This window comes from Clostridium sp. AM34-9AC, from assembly GCF_003480225.1.
In the GTDB taxonomy this organism is placed as follows: domain Bacteria; phylum Bacillota; class Clostridia; order Lachnospirales; family Lachnospiraceae; genus Acetatifactor; species Acetatifactor acetigignens.
On sequence record NZ_QUIU01000031.1, the window covers coordinates 14,881 to 31,718 of the forward strand.

Below are 16,838 nucleotides of genomic sequence, written 5' to 3' on the forward strand. Positions count from 1 at the left end.
ATTCTTACAAAAATGTCTTATTTATTTTCATAATAATATGGATATAAGATTACGTCAATTAGCAATTCTATATAGATGTAAATAGAGAGTTAGTGAAGAAATGCTATCAAATCCCCGTAGCCCTTGGCAGGGTATAAGAAACGCGGCACTGCTTATTCTTATACCCAGCCGGGGCTACTGGTTTTTTGAAAGCTTTCCAAAACGCAGAACTCCCGGCGTATGCGGTGCCATGTCGAAGATGTTTGTCGAAGGATGTTGATATTTTCTAGAAAAGTGCTGAAAGGCAGGGGGAAAGCGGACACGATGTCCGCGTCAGCCGATTGTCGACATGGATGTCGACTGTAGGCGGCCCCGTCATGACGAGAACTACTCATCACTTTTCGTAGAAAATTCACATCCGGAGACCTTACATCGAGACATGTGTATCGCATGCTCCGGGAGTTCGTGGATTTTGCCAATGTATTTAACTAACTTTCAATTATTCGCAATACTTCAACAATTCCAACGGGTGGGCGATAATAGCATCGGCGTGGCCTTCTTCCAGTTCCTTGCGGTTGCGGAAGCCCCAGAGGACTCCTACAGTGAAGGCGCCTGCCGCCTTGCCGGTCTTCATGTCTGTAGCGGTATCTCCCATGTAGAGTACTTCGTCTGCGGTGAAACCGAACTGGTCTAAGATGCGGAAGACTCCGGCGGGATCGGGCTTGATGGGCACGCCGTCCACCTGTCCCTGCACTACATCGAAATAGCCCTTACCAAATAAACTCTCAATGACATCTACGGTGGCATGGTGGGGCTTATTGGATAATACGGCGATCTTCATTCCACGTTTCTTCAACTCTTCCAGCAGTTCCGGAATTCCCTCATAGGGCTTCACCTGATACATACAGTTCGCCTGGAAGATCTCCTTGTATCTGGCATAGGCTGCTTCAAAATGGGTAAGTTCCGTATCGCCACCCTTGATCAGTGCCCGCTTTACCAGATTGGCGGCACCGTCTCCCACAAAATATTTATAATCCTGTACCGAGAAAGGTCCATAGCCGAATTCCGCCATGGTCTTGTCTCCGCTGTATTTCATGCTCATAATAGAATCAGATAAGGTTCCGTCCAGGTCAAAAATTGCTGCTTTCTTCATTCTGTTCTCCTACACTAATCTCAATCCATGCAGTTCCTGATAGACTCTTCCCACGGGAAGGCCTACCACATTGTTGTAATCGCCCTCGATACCGCGGATATATCTGGCGCAGAATCCCTGAATACCATAGGCTCCCGCCTTGTCCATCGGATCCCCGGTAGCCACATATTCCCGGATCTGTGCATCGGTCATAGGATAAAAATGCACTGTGGTCTTCTCATGGAAAGTCAGCGTCTTCCTCTCACCGTTTTCCTCATAGAGGATCGTCACGCCTGTGTATACCTCATGTCCTCTGCCCTGCAGCATAGTAAGCATGGCTGCCGCAGCTTCCGAATCCGCAGGCTTACCCAGAATCTTGCCGTCGCAGGCGACCACAGTATCGGCTCCCAGCACAAGGGTGTCCGTCATCGTAGTTTCTCCACTTTTCTGTTCCGGATCACAGACACCACTTTCCGCAAGTTTCTCCCACACCGCTTCTGCCTTCTGTGCGGACAGTTCTTCCACCACTTTCGCAGGCTCTGTAGAGGTGATCTTTTCCTCGGTCTCGCTGACCACAACATCGAAATCCAGTCCGATCTGTGTCAGAAGCTCCCGCCTCCTGGGGGAGGCGGATGCCAGTATGATCTTCTTATTCATGATGTGTCTCCGGGATAAAAGTTCTGCTTTCGATGGCAGACTCTCCCGCAGCCTCCTTTGCTTTTTGAATGGCCTCCAGGCAGAAAGCATCCTGAGAGTTAAACAGCTGCTTTCCTCTCTTGTCCTGCTTCTCATAGCTGCCATCCGGCTGTAAAATAGAAGCCTTCACATTATCCTTCAGCTGACTGTTCAGAATATGTAATAACTCTTCCTTCAGCTCCGGGCGATCTACCGGGAAGAGGATCTCCACACGACGCTCCAGATTACGGGGCATCCAGTCGGCACTTCCACAATAGATCTCATAATGGTCATCATTTGCAAAATAAAAAATACGGCTATGTTCCAGGAAATTACCGACGATGGAGCGGACACTGATATTCTCGCTGACACCCGGGATACCCACCTTCAGGCAGCAGATGCCTCGAACGATCAGTTCGATCTTCACGCCTGCTGCACTTGCCTCATACAGGGCACGGATAATATCCTTGTCGCAGAGAGAGTTCATCTTCGCAATGATATGGGCATTCTTGCCCTCCAGCGCATAATTTTTCTCCCGCTCGATCAGATGCAGGAACTTATCCTTCAGCCATAACGGTGCCAATGCCAGTTTGTTCCAGAACAACGGCTCCGAATACCCGGACAGCATGTTGAACACTGCCGTGGCATCCTCTCCGATGCGTTCCGCACAGGTCAACATTCCCACATCCGTATACAACTTCGCCGTAGCATCGTTATAGTTACCGGTACCCAGATGGACATATCTGCGGATGCCATCCTCTTCTCTGCGGACCACCAGTGTGATCTTGGAATGAGTCTTTAATCCCACCAGTCCGTAGATAACATGACAGCCTGCTTTTTCCAGCATTCTCGCCCAGACGATATTATTTTCCTCATCGAAACGGGCTTTCAGTTCCACCAGTACTGTGACCTGCTTGCCGTTCTCGGCGGCCTGAGCCAATGCCGCAATAATGGGAGAATTGCCGCTGACACGATACAAGGTCTGTTTGATAGCCAGTACTTCCGGATCTCTCGCCGCCTGACGGATGAAATCCACCACCGGCGTAAAGCTCTGGAACGGATGATGTAAGAGGATATCTCCCTTACGGATCTCCTCGAAAATATTGCAGCCTGCGGGAAGTTCCGGTGACTGCTGGGGCTCATACTTGGGAGTCTTTAAATGGTCAAAGCCCTCCAGCCCGTAGATCTTCATCAATACAGTCAGATCCAACGGTCCGTCGATTTCATAAATATTCTCGGGCTCGATGTTCAATTCCTTCTTAATGATCTTCAGCAGCCGCTTATCCATGCCGCTTTCCACTTCCAGGCGGATGGCTTCGCCCCACTGACGCTTCTTTAACTGCTTTTCGATCTCCTTTAACAGGTCTGCCGCCTCATCCTCATCAATGCTCAGATCCGCATTTCGCATGATACGGAAAGGATGGGCACAAACAATATCATAATTCAGGAACAGCTTATCCATGTTCCGCTCAATGATCTCTTCTAACAGAATGATCTTGCAGGCCTTGCCCTTAGACGGGATCCGTACCACACGGCTCAGGACACTGGGCACCTGCACGGTGGCGAATTCCAGTTCCCCGTCACTGTTTTTCTTCCGCACCATGGCTCCGATGTTCAGAGATTTGTTGCGAATCAGAGGGAACGGTCTGGAAGAGTCCACGGCCATGGGGGTCAGCACAGGATACACATTTTCCTGAAAATACTGATCCACATACGTTGCTTCCTCCGCCGTCAGCTGCTCATGCTCTCTGACAATATGCAGCCCGTTTTTCTCCAGAAGCGGGAGCAGAGAACGGTTATAGGTGGAATATTGCAGATCCACCAGTTCATGGATCGCCACATGCAGCGCTTTTAACTGCTCCGTGGGAGTCATGCCCGCAATGTCTTTTTTGGTATAACCCGCATTTTCCATATCCTTTAAAGATGCCACGCGGATCATGAAAAATTCATCCAGGTTCGATGCTGTGATGCTTAAAAATTTCAACCGTTCGAACAATGGGATGCTCTTGTCTCTGGCCTCGTTCAACACTCTATAGTCGAACAGTACCCAGCTCAGTTCCCGGTTGGTATAATATTTCGGATCTTTAAAATCGATTTCCATTTTTCCCTGCTGCCTCCCTTAAAATTTCTTTTTCTGCCGGATCACCGGGGTAATGCTGTATACTTCCTTGAAAAATTCCGTGCTGGTCTGGAAGAATCCCTTTTCCAGCGTAATATCTTCCTGGGTGTCCACCTTCAGAATCAGTTCATTCTCCTGTAAAACGGCCTTGACACCTTTCATTTTCTGTTTGTGGCTGCAGTCAAGGCTGTTGGCCAGACGTAAGATGGCAGTCAGTTTGGCAACCGTTAAGTAGCTCGCCTTATCCAGTCCCATAGGGCGCTCCTGTGCCTGCCCATAATAGACGAAATCGCTGTGGTTAAACCTTACCACGTTGGCCACGATTTCCCGCTCCATATGAGACAATCCGATCATTTCCGTTGCCATGATGATGTCATAGGAAGCCTCGCCGACATTGAGCAGGCTGATATATTTTCCACAGTCGTGCAAAATAGCGGCCAGCCGCAGATACAGGCGTTCTCTCTGCCCCATGCCATGCACTTTTTTCATACTGTCAAAAATCGTGGTAGTGATATGTTCCAGGGTATCCGCTCTCTTACTGCTGCCATTGTAGCGCTTGCTGATATTCAGTGCGCAGGCGATAATATCCTCCGCAAAATCATGCTCGCCACGGAACATTTTGTTCTGCTCCGCATACTCATAGGCGATGCCGTCGCAGAGTGTCACGCCCGGTGCCCAGACCAGTTCCGCGCCCATGAGTTCTGCAATTCGTCTGGTCAGAATGGCACTGATGTACACCAGAGGCACTTTCTCCTCCGCAATATCCATCCGCTTCGCCAACTCCGTGGTGCCTTTGGTACGAAGGGCTTCCATCAGCTGGGAAAATGCCTTGCGATCCACTACGGCATTGACTTCTCCCCGCTCGTGAGCCTTGCGCACCGCCCAGGGAGACAGGTAATCGTCCACGATGATGATATTTTTGATCTCGCGGTCCTTGAGATACAGCTTCTTGTAATCATCCAGCTGTGCCGTAGCCAGTTCGTCCACCAGACGCTCCATCTGAGTGCTGCCCGCGTTCAGATGATTCAGCAGTTCCTGCAGCCGCAGTACCCCCAGCCGCAGGTTCTGCGTGGAGACCAGTGTATCCTTGTCGAACAGGGAAATCTGGATACTACCCCCGCCGATGTCCAGGATCGCCGTCTTTTCTTCAATGATTCTGCGGAAAGTCTCTCCCTTGGAGGCAATGGACTTGTAATCCAGGAAACGCTGTTCGGAGTTGCTTAAGGTCTCCACCCAGATGCCGGTACGCTGTTCAATCTGATCCTGTAGGATCAGGGTATTTTCCGTCTCCCGGATGGCACTGGTACCGTAGGCTTTGTAAGCTGTCACCTTGTAGGATGCCATGATCTGTGCAAATTCTTTCAAAGTATGACACAGGTCATCTATTTTCTCATTGCTAATCTTCCCGTGGGCATAGGTGTCCGAGCCCAGGTCGATTCGCTGGCGGATACAGTCGATCTCCCGCATGGTATTTTTCCCGGAGAGATCAAATATTTTCATGGTGAGTTCAAAGCTGCCCACATCAATGGCTGCGAAGGTTTTTACACTCATAAGGTTCCTCACTTTCCTAACAGGTAATCAATGAACTGCTGGGCACTTCTTCCGGACAGTCCGCCGTGGGACAGTTCCCATTTGTTGGCTTCCAGTAAAAGTTCCTCTTCCGGCATCTCCACATGATAGCGCTCCGCCAGAGTCTTCACGATATTCTGGAATTCCTTTTTGTTGGGAGCACCGAAATAAATGGTCACGCCGAAACGGTATACCAGCGACAGCTTCTCCTGTACGGTATCGCTGGTGTGCATATCCTCTCTGGTCTCCTCCTTGTCACTGTAGTTCTCGCGGATGAGATGGCGACGGTTGGAAGTAGCATAGATCAGGACGTTCTCCGGCTTTTTCTCCAGACCACCCTCGATGACAGCCTTTAAGTATTTGTATTCGATCTCGAACTCTTCGAAGCTCAGGTCATCCATATAAATGATAAATTTGTAATTGCGGTTCTTGATCTGGCTGATGACCGTGTTCAGATCCTGGAACTGATGCTTGTAGACCTCGATAATACGCAGACCCCTGTCATAATATTCATTGGCAATGGCTTTGATGCTGGAAGATTTACCGGTTCCCGCATCACCGAACAGCAGGCAGTTGTTGGCCTTTTTACCGTTTACAAAAGCCTCGGTATTGTCTACCAGTTTTTTCTTGGGAAGCTCGTAACCTACCAGATCATCCAGTTTCACATGGGCAATGTTCAAAATTGGAACGATATGTACACCCTCCTCGTCATGGGTAATGCGAAAGGACTTGTGCAGGCCGAATTTGCCGACACCGTATTCCTTATAGAACTGGGTCAGTGTAACCTTCATCTCCTCGGCCGTTCCGTCTGCGCAGAACTTTTCCGCCAGTTCACAGATGCGGGCACAAATTCTCTTATTGTACACCTTGCTCTCCTGCATGCTGCTGGCATAATTTTCAATGATGGAAAATTCCGGCACATGAAGCTGCTCCATCATGGGTGCAAAATCAAAGTCATAGAATTCCTTGAAAATGCGGATGTCATGCAGTGCCGCATCGTTGATGGAACCGACGATCTCTCCGCGGATCTCGCAGCCACAGCTGTAGCTGTTCTCGTTATTCACCAGGAGATTGGCCAGATAGCAGTGCCACAGATTCCCGTGGAAACCGTAATTACCTGCCAGATCGATCAAATCATGAATGCACTCGTAAAAGAGTGCCGCCATATCTTCCGTGTTGTAATATTCGTCATCGTAATGGGACATGAGGAACGCCATGTCATACAGCAGTTCTCCGTCCTCGAAATCACGGTATACGATCAGTTCTTTTTCTCTCATATGTCTAACCTTCTTGTTTTATATGTTTTAACTATTCAGAGCCAATGGGCGAAGTAACCACATGAGCAAATAACATGCAGGCATGTTATTTAAGTAAGCCTCGCAGAGGCGGTTTTGCGAATGGGTTTCTGAATAGTTGTTATGCTTAATAATTGCCCAGTATCTTCATGCTGCGGGCTTCTTCTCTGAGTCCCCGCAGTGCGTTCTTCACTGCGCTGTCCGCAAGGTTCCCCTCAAAATCGATAAAGAAACGATACTCCCAATTCCGGTCGGGAATGGGACGGCTCTCGATCTTGGTCATGTTCAGATTGTTGTAGATAAAATGGGACAGAATGTGGTACAGGGATCCGCTCTCATGGGGGATTTCCAGACACAGGCTGATCTTGTTGGCATTTTTGCGGAAGATCCTCTGGTTCGTCACAATGATGAAACGGGTGGAGTTGCTGTCGGAATCGTTGATCCCTTTTTCCAGAATCTCCAGTCCGTAGGTCTGGCCCGCATATTCGCTGGCGATGGCCGCCTGAGTCTGATCCTTGTCCTTTGCCACCTTCAGTGCTGCGAAAGCGTTGTTCTGCATGCTGATCTGCTGCCAGTCATGCTCGGAGAGGTATCTGGCGCTCTGCATCAGGGACTGGGGATGGGAATAGACTCTTTTGATCTCTTCCATCTTCGTGCCGGGCAGTGCCAGCAGGCAGTGTTCAATGGGGATCACCTGCTCTCCCACGATGTAGTTTTCGAATTCCACCAGCAGATCGTAGATTTCATTGACAATGCCCGCCGTGGAATTTTCAATGGGAAGTACGGCAAAATCCGCACTGCCTTCATCAATGGAACTCATGGCATCCCGGAAGGATTCCACATGGAATGCATTGACATTCTCGCCAAAAAATTTCCGCATGGCTGCCTGGGAATAGGAACCTTCCGCACCCTGATAGACCACTCTGGCACACTCGGTCTCCAGTTCATCCACACCGATGAAGGGGAGTCTGCCTTCACTGCCATGGGCTGCCAGCAGCTGGTACTGGAGCTTTCTGCTCATGGACATGATCTGTTCAAACAGTTCCTCCACGCCGTGGCTGTTGAAATCATTATGGGTCAGTGCCTTGACTCCGGCGATCTTCTCCTGCTCTCTCTGTTTGTCAAATACTTTTTTGCCGGTCTCTATTTTATATTCCGCCACCTGTCTGCTGACATCCATGCGCTTCTCATAGAGATCCACGATCTGCCGGTCAATGGTGTCGATCTGTTGTCTCAACTGTGATAAATCCATGCTGTTCTCCTTAACTTAACTGATATCCACGAATTGCTCCGCTGCAAAGCAGCTCCCGCAATTCTCAAACATTCGGAATCCGCTGACTCCAAATGTAACTATTCAGAATAGTTACATTCTATCTCACTTTTTCCTTGTTAGCAAGCAAGAACCAAGGTATAATATTAGATATTACAAAAACTTTACATTTCATTTTACATAAAGAAGGATTGCTTATGAAAGATAAAAAAGCCTTATTGATTCTGATTCCTTTTCTTCTGTTCGTGATCATCATCGGTGCATTTGCCATCGTGGGAGACCGGATCCCTGACAATCCCCCGGAGACCGTGGGGAACACCGCCGGAAATCTGAACAATTCCGGCTACTTCTGCGAGTATGATGGAAAAGTGTATTTTGCCAATGTCTATGACAGCGACACCCTGTACTCCATGGACCCTTCCGAACAGGACATCAAAAAACTGGGGAATGCCTCCGTACAAAATATCCTGGCTGGCGGTAAATTCCTCTACTATTATCAGACCGGAGCTTCCGGGGATGCCGGGATCGGTGCTCTGCGAACTGTGCGTTCCTTCAACCGCTGTAAGCTAAACGGCAGCGACGTCACAGGACTTACCAGAGATCCCATTTCCACCGCACAGCTGGTGGGAAGCAACCTCTATATTATGACCGTGGATGATAACGGGCCATTATTTTACCGTATGAAGATCGATAAATCCGATAAGACAGAGCTGGCCAGCTTCGAGATCAATCCCGCCAGCGCCGTAAACGGCACCATTTATTACAACGGTACACAGGACAACCATTATCTCTATGCCATGAATACCGCAACGGACGGAGTTTCCACCGTATGGGACGGCAATCTGTGGTATCCCATCGTACAGGGGGATTACGTCTACTATATGGATGTGGAAAATGATTACCGCCTGTGTCGTTACTCCCTGTCCCGGAATGAGATCGAAGTCCTGACCAACGAACGAATCGACTGCTTCAATGTGGGTTACGGTTATGTGTACTATCAGGTGAACGGCGAAGAAGCCTGCCTGAAATGCATGCGGGATGACGGAAGCGACTCCTGGGTCATTGCCGAAGGCAATTATACTGCCATCAATATGACATCCCAGTATGTCTATTTCCAGATGTTCGGAGATGACTCTTCCTGGTATCACTCTCCATTAGGCAGTCAGAGCTACAGCGGATTTGACGCAGCCAGACAGGCCTCGCTGGATGCTTTGAAAAAATAATGTAACGATTCAGAGCCATGAAATATCAGCGGATGTTCGTCGGATGCTTGCATTTGTAAGAGCATCCGCTAATATTTCTTTGGCGAAGCAGCTTGTATGAGCAAAAAGAAAGCATCGAAGATGCGATTTTGCGAATACTGCTCTGAATAGTTACAGAATAATAACATAGCAAGAGCCGCAGACATTCCGCCTGCGGCTCTTATTTTTCGTTCCCGTTGCAAATTGATTTTAACCTTCCTCGATATGGTTCAGGCCCTGATTCAGAATCGTGATGATATGGTCATCCGCCAGTGCATAAAAGATCGTCTTGCCGTCTCTGCGGTTCTTCACCAGATCCATCTGCTTCAATACCCGTAACTGATGGGAAATGGCAGACTGTGACATACCAAGCAGAGTGGCTATGTCATACACACACATTTCGGAGCACAGCAGCACCGACAAGATCTTCAGTCTTGTAGCATCTCCAAATACTTTAAAAAATTCTGCCAGATCCTGTAACTCCTCCTCCGGCGGCATCTTCTCATCGATCTGCCGGATGGTTTCCGGATCTGCGGAAAGATAACTGTTCTTCTCTTCCATTTTATTTCTCCATTATTTACTCTGTGATCCCTCTCTCAACAGAGGTTTTCTGCACTGACTGTTATCTACGGTTAACTATATTTACTATACACTATTTCTGCGAATTCGACAAATGAAAATATTGCTGCATGCCCTCTGTCATGGTGATCGTTCCCTCATGGTCGATGAACAATCCTTCCGCATCATACTTTTCCAGAAGTTTCTGGCCTTCCTCCTGTCCCAGTACAAAGCAGGCCGTAGACAGGGCATCACTTAAGAATCCGTCCTTCGTCACGATGGTGACCCCCGCCACATCACTGTGGGCCGGTGATCCGGTCCGTGGATCCAGTATGTGATGATATCTGACACCATCCACTTCCACATAGCGTTCATAATCTCCCGATGTGGATACACAGTGCCCTCCGTCCAGTGTCAGCACGCCCACACTTTCCGAAGGATCTAGCGGATCTGTCACTGCGATCTGCCAGGCTCCGCCCTCCGGCTTGCTTCCGTAAGTCAGGATGCTGCCGCCCACGGAAATCACGGCACCACTTACCTCCGGATGCGCTTCCAGTATCTTAAGGATCTCATCCAGCGCCACACCTTTTCCCATAGCTCCCAGATCCAACTGCATTTCTGCGGGAATGCTCACCGAATCCCCGTCCGCCTGTTGTTCCAACTGAATTTTCTGCCAGCCTGTGGTGGCAAGAGCCTCCGCGATCTCTTCCTGCCTCGGCAGTTCATAATCCCCGGAATCTCCGGCAGCCGCCCAGGTATCAATGTCCCACAGACGGCTGAGCCGGCCGATACTGACATCAAAGGCCCCGGCACTCTCCTCTGAGATCTGCCGGCATCTTCCCAGCCACTCAGCCATCACAGGAGATACGGAGGTCTGCCCTTCTCCAGCGGCTGCATTGATCCGCGCCACTTCCGCACTTTCCAGTCTCCAGGAAAGTTCTTTTTGTTCCAGATCGTTTAGTTTTTGTAAAAGAACATCTGTTATTTTCTTATTTATTTCACTATTTGTTGTGGTTGCGGAATTTCCGGTAACATAAACGGTCTGGGAGATCACGGTTCCCATGGCGGTATCTATGCTTTTTTCGCATTCCGTTTTCTGCCCGCATCCCGCCAGAAAAAACACCGGGAGCATTGCCAGTAACGTTGCCCGCCGCAACACCCGGGGCGTTTTCAAATACTTCTTCATTTTTTTCATTCCTTTTGCTATACTGTTCTCATCAGAAAGGAGTTCCTTATTCCTATGAATCTTTCCATGAATGATCGAAAAAAAGCAGTTCTCCTTACCACCGCTCTGCTTGTAATAGCTGTCCTTTGCGTAGTGCGGATCTATGTAGTCTCGCACAGTTCCGTAGAAAACGGTCAGGCTCTCTATGCCGATCTCTATCAGAACGGCGAATTATTGCAGACCATCCGTCTGGATACGGTGACCGCCGAATATACCTTTGAGGTCTCCGGGAATGCCGGTGCCACGAATACCGTCTGTGTCCGTCCGGGCAGCATTGCCATCGTCTCTGCGTCCTGTCCGGATCAGATCTGCGTGCATCAGGGATTTATCAGCACCTCCCTGCTCCCCATCACCTGTCTGCCCAATCGGCTGGTGATCCGGGTCAGAGAAGAGGTTTCCGTTCCGGATGACACTGCACCGGTTCCGGACGGCGTGACCTATTGACAGAATACCATTTTTGCCTGCATGATTCTAACCACACGATGCCCTAATCCACAACTCGAAATCATCCGGTGCTAACCCCCTGATGCCAAACCTCCACGGTATTAAATCCCACGGCCCTAAAACACCGCAGATCTTACGAATTACGAAAACACGGAGATTTTTATGAAACCACCTGTAACTACCAGAAAACTGACGACGCTTTCTCTGTTGGCGGCCATTGCACTGGCGCTGTATGCCGTGGAAAGTGCTCTGCCCCCCATTGTCCCGATCCCGGGCATCAAGCTGGGGCTTTCCAATATAATAACGCTTGTTGTTCTATGGAAATATTCCGCAAAAGACGCCTTTTTCGTGCTTCTGGTGCGGATCCTTTTAGCGACCATGTTCTTCGGGCAGGCCATGAGTCTCCTGTACAGCCTGTCCGGCGGTATACTCTGCCTGTTTGCCATGTTGCTTGTGAAGCTGCTGTTGCATGGGAATTACCTGTTCCTCGCAAGCATGACAGGTGCTGTTTTTCACAATCTGGGGCAGATTGGAGTGGCGTTTCTGCTGACTTCCGTTCCCGCCGTGCTTGTCTATCTGCCGTTTTTGCTTCTCAGCGGTCTGGTGACCGGTTTGTTCATTGGTCTCTGTGCCCGCTTTACGCTTCGCTTCCTTCCGTGAGATCCACGGGAAGCTCCGCCAGTATCTGTGCTACGGTCTTGTGAGTAATGGGATGACGGAAATTCGGTGCCAGCTCACTTAATGGCTTCAGTACAAAATAACGGTTCTCCATATCTACATGCGGGATCACCAGATCCTCGGAGCTGTAGATCAAGTCATCATAGAAAATAATATCCAGATCCAGTGTCCGGGGGCCCCAGTGGATCTTCCGTTCCCGTCCTTCCGAGGCCTCGATCTTATGCAGTTCCCGCAACAGTTCTTCCGGTGTCAGCAATGTCCGGATCTCAAACATTCCGTTTACAAAATTGTCCTGTTCCACACCGCCGTAAGGCAATGTCTCCAGCAGTCCCGATACTTTCGTGACCTGTATGTCCTTATGCTTCTCCAGCTGGCCCAGTGCCTTCGCGATATGCTCTCTGCTGTCTCCCATATTGGAACCTACGGCAATATAGGCCTCATGCCATTCCCTGTGGATTGCCACAGACACGCTGCCAAAGGGCAGTGGAATCGGCGCTTCAGGTTTACGGATCTCCAGATCCAGTCCCTGTACCAGCGGGAAATGCTGCAATACCTCATAGGCAGTCCACTCCACCACCGTTTCGATCAGCTGAAAGGTATGCTGCTGCATAAACTCCGTAATAAACTGGCAGACCTCTCCGTAATTGGTGGAAAGGCGCAGATCATCCGCTATTCCCGCCGGGCGGGTGTTTGTATACAGGGTGGCATTCACGTAAAAATGCTGTCCTTTTTCATTTTCTTCCGGATATACGCCGTGATGCGCATATACTTCCAGTTCTTCGATACGGATCTGATCTTTCCGATTCTCATTTCTCATTTGCTGACTCCGCCTTTCCCGATACCTTTTCAGAGCTTTTTATTTTCCACTGTTTAAAATAGCCTCACACATTTTAATGGTGCGGACATTTTCTTTCACATCATGCACCCGGACAAACATACATCCCTTTTGGACGCCGAACATGGTAGTCACCAGCGTTCCCTCCACTCTCTCCGTCACCGGCAGATCCAGTGTCAGTCCGATCACGGATTTGCGGCTGCATCCTAAAAGCAACGGATAACCGAACATATTCAGTTCTTCCAGACAGTTGATGATCTCCAGATTGTTCTCATAGGTCTTGCCGAAGCCCACCCCGGGGTCTAAGATGATCTTCTCATCCGCGATGCCTGCCGCTTCCGCCAAATGGATCGTGTCCGCCAGATCCGCTGCCACATCCTGCATGAAATCCCGATAATCCGCTTCTTTACGGTTATGCATCAGACAACAGGGCAGACCGCTCTTCGCAATGACCTCTGCCATACGATTATCATATTTCAAGCCCCAGATATCATTGATGAGATTCGCCCCCGCACGGATTCCCGCCTCTGCCACACCGCTTTTGTAGGTGTCCAGGGAAATGGGAATGTCAAAATTTGCCTTCACCGACTCGATCATGGGTACGACTCTGGCAATCTCCTCCTCATCAGATAACAGGGTATAACCCCACGGTCTGGTGGATTCTCCGCCGATATCCACAATATCCATCCCCTCAGCGATCATTTCTTCCACATGCTTCAATGCCCGGTCTCTGTCATTCCACTTTCCTCCGTCGGAAAAAGAATCCGGGGTCACATTCAGGATCCCCATTACATAAGTATGTCCTTTGGTCTGAAACTCTCTGTTGCCAATCTTCATTTGTTTTCTCCCTCATGTTTGTATTATTTTTTGTTCGGATATGTTCCCCTACCGGGCACAGCTTTGCGAATTTCTCGGTTCAGCCTGTTGCACTCAGTACCTGATCGCCAGGTTCTTCTTGCCGTCTTTCCAGTTGCAATCCTTCTCCGCATCGCAGGCGAAGCAGGCACGGCTTGCCTTGTCCGCCCGGTAAAGAACGCCGTTTAGGTTCTTCTCTTTCGCGGCCTCGGGATCTCTGTGCCGTGAGATTGCAGTTACAATAACATCCGTTTCTTTATCGTCAAACCCACAGTCCTTAAGGATCTCCGGTGCGATCCGGGCACTGGCCTGCTCATGAGGCGTGCCGTTCTCGTACTGTTCATGCTTCCCGCAATCATGGAGCAATGCCGCCGCATAGATCCACTCCCGGTCCAGTTCCAGTCCTTCCTCCAGAGCTATGATCGTCCCGATCCTGGCCACATCCAGAAAATGTACCATACTATGACGGCAGAAGCGTCTGTCTGCTTCTGCCGCATTATTCTTTCCTAAATGGTATAAAAATAAATCATGATTTAATATTTTATCAATTCTGTCCACAGGAGTTCCCCCATTTCGATCCGGTCTTTCCGCAGCTTCCTCCGGTCTTCATAATTTCTATCGGTTCACCAGCTGTAAGAATCTGTCCTGCAATTCCTTATTCTCCGCAAAGACTCCCCTTGTCACCATGGTAATGGTCTGGCTGCCGGGCTTTTTGATCCCGCGCATGGTCATGCACATATGCTCTGCTTCCAACATTACCATAACTCCCTGAGGTGCCAGATATTTCATGATATCATCGGCGATCTGCGCCGTCATCCGCTCCTGGATCTGTAATCTTCTGGCATATACCTCCACAGTCCTGGCAAGCTTACTCAGACCCACAACCTTGCCATCGGGGATATACGCAACATGAGCTTTGCCGTAAAAAGGCATCAGATGATGCTCGCACATAGAATAGAAGGTAATATCCTTCTCCAGTACCATCTCGTTATTGTCTACGGAGAAGACCTTCGACAGATGCTCTCCCGCATCCTGATCCATACCGCCGCAGATCTCTTCATACATCCTGCCGATCCGCTCCGGTGTCTCCTTCAGTCCTTCTCTATCGGTATCTTCCCCGATTCCTTCCAGTAAAAGCTTTATTGCTTCCTGTACTTTCTTCTGATCTACCATTTTCACCGCTTCGCTTTCCGTTTATTCCCTGCTGTCTGTCTCTTCTCCATGAGCTTCAGGATTCTTCCCAGATAAGAGAGAGAGCCGAAGCACAATATCACATCATCCCGTCCTGCCAGCAGGTGACTAAGCTCCACTGCCTCTTCCAGGCTGTCCACCGCCGTCACATTGGGGTGTACCTTTGCCACCTCCGTTGCCAGATCATAAGCATGCATGGCTCTGGGATTGTCCGGAGGTGTCACCGTGAGAATCTGATCCGCATACTTCTCCGTCAGCGCGATCACGCGGTCCACTTCCTTGTCCTTTAACATTCCCATTATATAGATAATTCTTTTGTTTGTAAAATAGAATTCTATGGAATCCGCAAGTTTTGCGGCTGCATCCTCGTTATGCGCGCCGTCCACTATAAATAACGGGTGTTCTTCCAGTATTTGCAGCCGTCCGATCCAGGTCGTCTCCTGCAGGCCCTTCCGGACAGCGCTCTCTTTGATCTCATAGCCGCATTTTCCCAGAGCCTGCACCGCTTCTACCGCCAGCACAGCATTTGCTACCTGGAATTTCCCCGCAAGGGTGATCTCCAGCTTTTTATAATTTCCATAATCGAAGGTCTGCTTTTTCAGTCCGTATTTCACATGCTTTGCATTTGCCACATCTGCGATGGTCAGCATGCAGCCAAGCGCTGCCGCCGTCTGCTCCACAACCTTTTGTGCCGCTTCCTTTTGCCACATGGAGACCACCTGACATCCCGGCTTACAGATTCCGGTCTTGTGTGCTGCGATCTCCTCCAGACTGTTCCCTAAGAATTTCATATGATCCATACCGATGGAAGCCAGTACCGCCACCTGCGTGGTCGTGATCAGATTTGTAGCATCCTCCCTGCCGCCCATACCGGTCTCCAGTACGACGATATCACACTGTTTTTCCCGGAAATACCAAAAAGCCAGCGCTGTCTCAATCTCAAAAGGCGTCGGATGATGGAAGCCGTCACTTACCATAGCAGCACAATGCTTTTTTATGATCTCCAGTCCTTCACACAGATCCTTATGCGTGATCTTCTGCTTTCCGATCTGGATTTTTTCACAATATTCAATAATAACAGGTGATATATATTTTCCCACACGGTATCCGGCCGCCTGTAAGATGCTGGAAATATAGGCAAGTGTGGATCCTTTTCCGTTGGTTCCCGCAATATGCACAAATTTTAATTCATCCTGCGGATTTCCCAGTCTTCTGCACAGTTCCCGGATGCTGTCCAGCCCCGGAACGATGCCGTAGGTTCCCACTTTTTCCATATATTCCATTGCTTCCTGATAGTTCATAGCAATCTCTCCCGTATCATATGCTGAAAATTTCATATACTATGTCCATGAAAATGACAAAATCCTTCGCAAACTCTTTTAAAACCTTCGGCAGGAGCTTTCTCCTGTGCGGGCTGTGCGGCTGGTGCATGGAAATCCTGTTCACAGCGCTGCACTCCCTTCGGCGCAGGGATCTGCGTCTTACCGGTAATACTTCCCTGTGGATGTTCCCTATCTACGGCTCCGCCTGCCTGCTTGCACCCTTCAAACGGCTTTTTGAGCACCTGAATATCAGTCGTCCCGGGCGCGGGCTGTTCTATATGGCTATGATCTTCACCGTGGAATATCTCAGTGGGCGCCTATTGTGGAAGCATGGTCTCTGCCCCTGGGATTACGGTAAAAGCCGTTTCCACATCCACCGGATCATCCGGCTGGACTATGCTCCCTGGTGGTTCCTGGCAGGACTGTTTTTTGAAAAGATCCTGCCCTGAG

The 16,838-nt window shown here is 49.5% G+C and carries 17 protein-coding genes; 4 read left to right on the plus strand and 13 right to left on the minus strand.

Translation table 11 applies throughout. The features are described from left to right. Positions 1-478: 478 nt before the first annotated feature. From DW835_RS15485 to pheA, 6 genes are all read right to left on the minus strand, one after another. On the minus strand, positions 479-1,132 hold the full coding sequence (locus DW835_RS15485) for an HAD family hydrolase (RefSeq protein WP_118505516.1): 654 nt from the start codon (positions 1,130-1,132) through the stop codon (positions 479-481). 9 nt (positions 1,133-1,141) lie between these two features. Continuing rightward, on the minus strand, positions 1,142-1,768 hold the full coding sequence (locus tag DW835_RS15490; RefSeq protein WP_118505514.1) for a Maf family protein: 627 nt from the start codon (positions 1,766-1,768) through the stop codon (positions 1,142-1,144). Next, on the minus strand, positions 1,761-3,887 hold the full coding sequence (locus DW835_RS15495) for an RNA degradosome polyphosphate kinase (protein WP_117465837.1): 2,127 nt from the start codon (positions 3,885-3,887) through the stop codon (positions 1,761-1,763). Before DW835_RS15495 ends, DW835_RS15490 begins: the two co-directional genes overlap by 8 nt. 18 nt (positions 3,888-3,905) lie before the next feature. After that, entirely contained in the window at positions 3,906-5,456 is a 1,551-nt protein-coding gene (locus tag DW835_RS15500; RefSeq protein ID WP_118668755.1) for an HD domain-containing protein, read from the minus strand. 8 nt (positions 5,457-5,464) lie between these two features. Continuing rightward, complete coding sequence (locus tag DW835_RS15505) at positions 5,465-6,751, minus strand: ATP-binding protein (protein WP_118668756.1); 1,287 nt, start codon at positions 6,749-6,751, stop codon at positions 5,465-5,467. Between the two features lie 145 nt (positions 6,752-6,896). Next, positions 6,897-8,021 carry a prephenate dehydratase gene (gene pheA / locus DW835_RS15510; RefSeq protein ID WP_118668757.1) on the minus strand — a complete coding sequence of 375 codons (1,125 nt, stop codon included), beginning with the start codon at positions 8,019-8,021 and terminating at the stop codon, positions 6,897-6,899. 215 nt (positions 8,022-8,236) lie between these two features. Here pheA and DW835_RS15515 point away from each other — a divergent pair, with 215 nt between their 5' ends. Further along, the gene (locus DW835_RS15515) at positions 8,237-9,262 is read left to right on the plus strand and encodes a DUF5050 domain-containing protein (protein WP_118668758.1); all 1,026 of its coding nucleotides are present in this window, start codon (positions 8,237-8,239) and stop codon (positions 9,260-9,262) included. A 228-nt stretch (positions 9,263-9,490) separates the two neighbouring features. Here the strand turns inward: DW835_RS15515 and DW835_RS15520 are convergent, their stop codons facing one another. Continuing rightward, positions 9,491-9,841, minus strand: a complete 351-nt coding sequence (locus tag DW835_RS15520) for a metalloregulator ArsR/SmtB family transcription factor (protein ID WP_022154707.1) — start codon at positions 9,839-9,841, stop codon at positions 9,491-9,493. 91 nt (positions 9,842-9,932) lie between these two features. After that, the gene (locus tag DW835_RS15525; RefSeq protein WP_118668759.1) at positions 9,933-11,033 is read right to left on the minus strand and encodes an FAD:protein FMN transferase; all 1,101 of its coding nucleotides are present in this window, start codon (positions 11,031-11,033) and stop codon (positions 9,933-9,935) included. 57 nt (positions 11,034-11,090) lie between these two features. On the opposite strand from DW835_RS15525, the gene DW835_RS15530 reads away from it, so the two are divergent. Together DW835_RS15530 and DW835_RS15535 are read left to right on the plus strand one after the other, a co-directional pair. Beyond that, positions 11,091-11,507 (plus strand): NusG domain II-containing protein, encoded by a 417-nt coding sequence (locus tag DW835_RS15530; RefSeq protein WP_182430333.1) that lies wholly within the window; start codon positions 11,091-11,093, stop codon positions 11,505-11,507. 162 nt (positions 11,508-11,669) lie between these two features. Further along, positions 11,670-12,167: a Gx transporter family protein gene (locus DW835_RS15535; RefSeq protein ID WP_117465832.1), complete on the plus strand. Its 498-nt coding sequence runs from the start codon at positions 11,670-11,672 to the stop codon at positions 12,165-12,167. Here DW835_RS15535 and folK read toward each other — a convergent pair. From folK to DW835_RS15560, 5 genes are all read right to left on the minus strand, one after another. Next, positions 12,145-13,002 carry a 2-amino-4-hydroxy-6-hydroxymethyldihydropteridine diphosphokinase gene (folK, locus tag DW835_RS15540; RefSeq protein ID WP_118505508.1) on the minus strand — a complete coding sequence of 286 codons (858 nt, stop codon included), beginning with the start codon at positions 13,000-13,002 and terminating at the stop codon, positions 12,145-12,147. The genes DW835_RS15535 and folK overlap by 23 nt on opposite strands. A gap of 39 nt (positions 13,003-13,041) precedes the next feature. Further along, entirely contained in the window at positions 13,042-13,857 is an 816-nt protein-coding gene (gene folP, locus DW835_RS15545; protein ID WP_117568923.1) for a dihydropteroate synthase, read from the minus strand. A 93-nt stretch (positions 13,858-13,950) separates the two neighbouring features. Then, positions 13,951-14,433: an HD domain-containing protein gene (locus DW835_RS15550; protein WP_117465831.1), complete on the minus strand. Its 483-nt coding sequence runs from the start codon at positions 14,431-14,433 to the stop codon at positions 13,951-13,953. Positions 14,434-14,490: 57 nt separating this feature from the next. Beyond that, on the minus strand, positions 14,491-15,048 hold the full coding sequence (folE, locus tag DW835_RS15555) for a GTP cyclohydrolase I FolE (RefSeq protein WP_117465830.1): 558 nt from the start codon (positions 15,046-15,048) through the stop codon (positions 14,491-14,493). 2 nt (positions 15,049-15,050) lie between these two features. Next, entirely contained in the window at positions 15,051-16,367 is a 1,317-nt protein-coding gene (locus tag DW835_RS15560) for a folylpolyglutamate synthase/dihydrofolate synthase family protein (RefSeq protein WP_117465848.1), read from the minus strand. 47 nt (positions 16,368-16,414) lie between these two features. Between DW835_RS15560 and DW835_RS15565 the strand changes: the two genes are divergently transcribed. Then, entirely contained in the window at positions 16,415-16,837 is a 423-nt protein-coding gene (locus DW835_RS15565) for a putative ABC transporter permease (RefSeq protein WP_243037213.1), read from the plus strand. The last annotated feature ends 1 nt before the right edge of the window (position 16,838 follow it).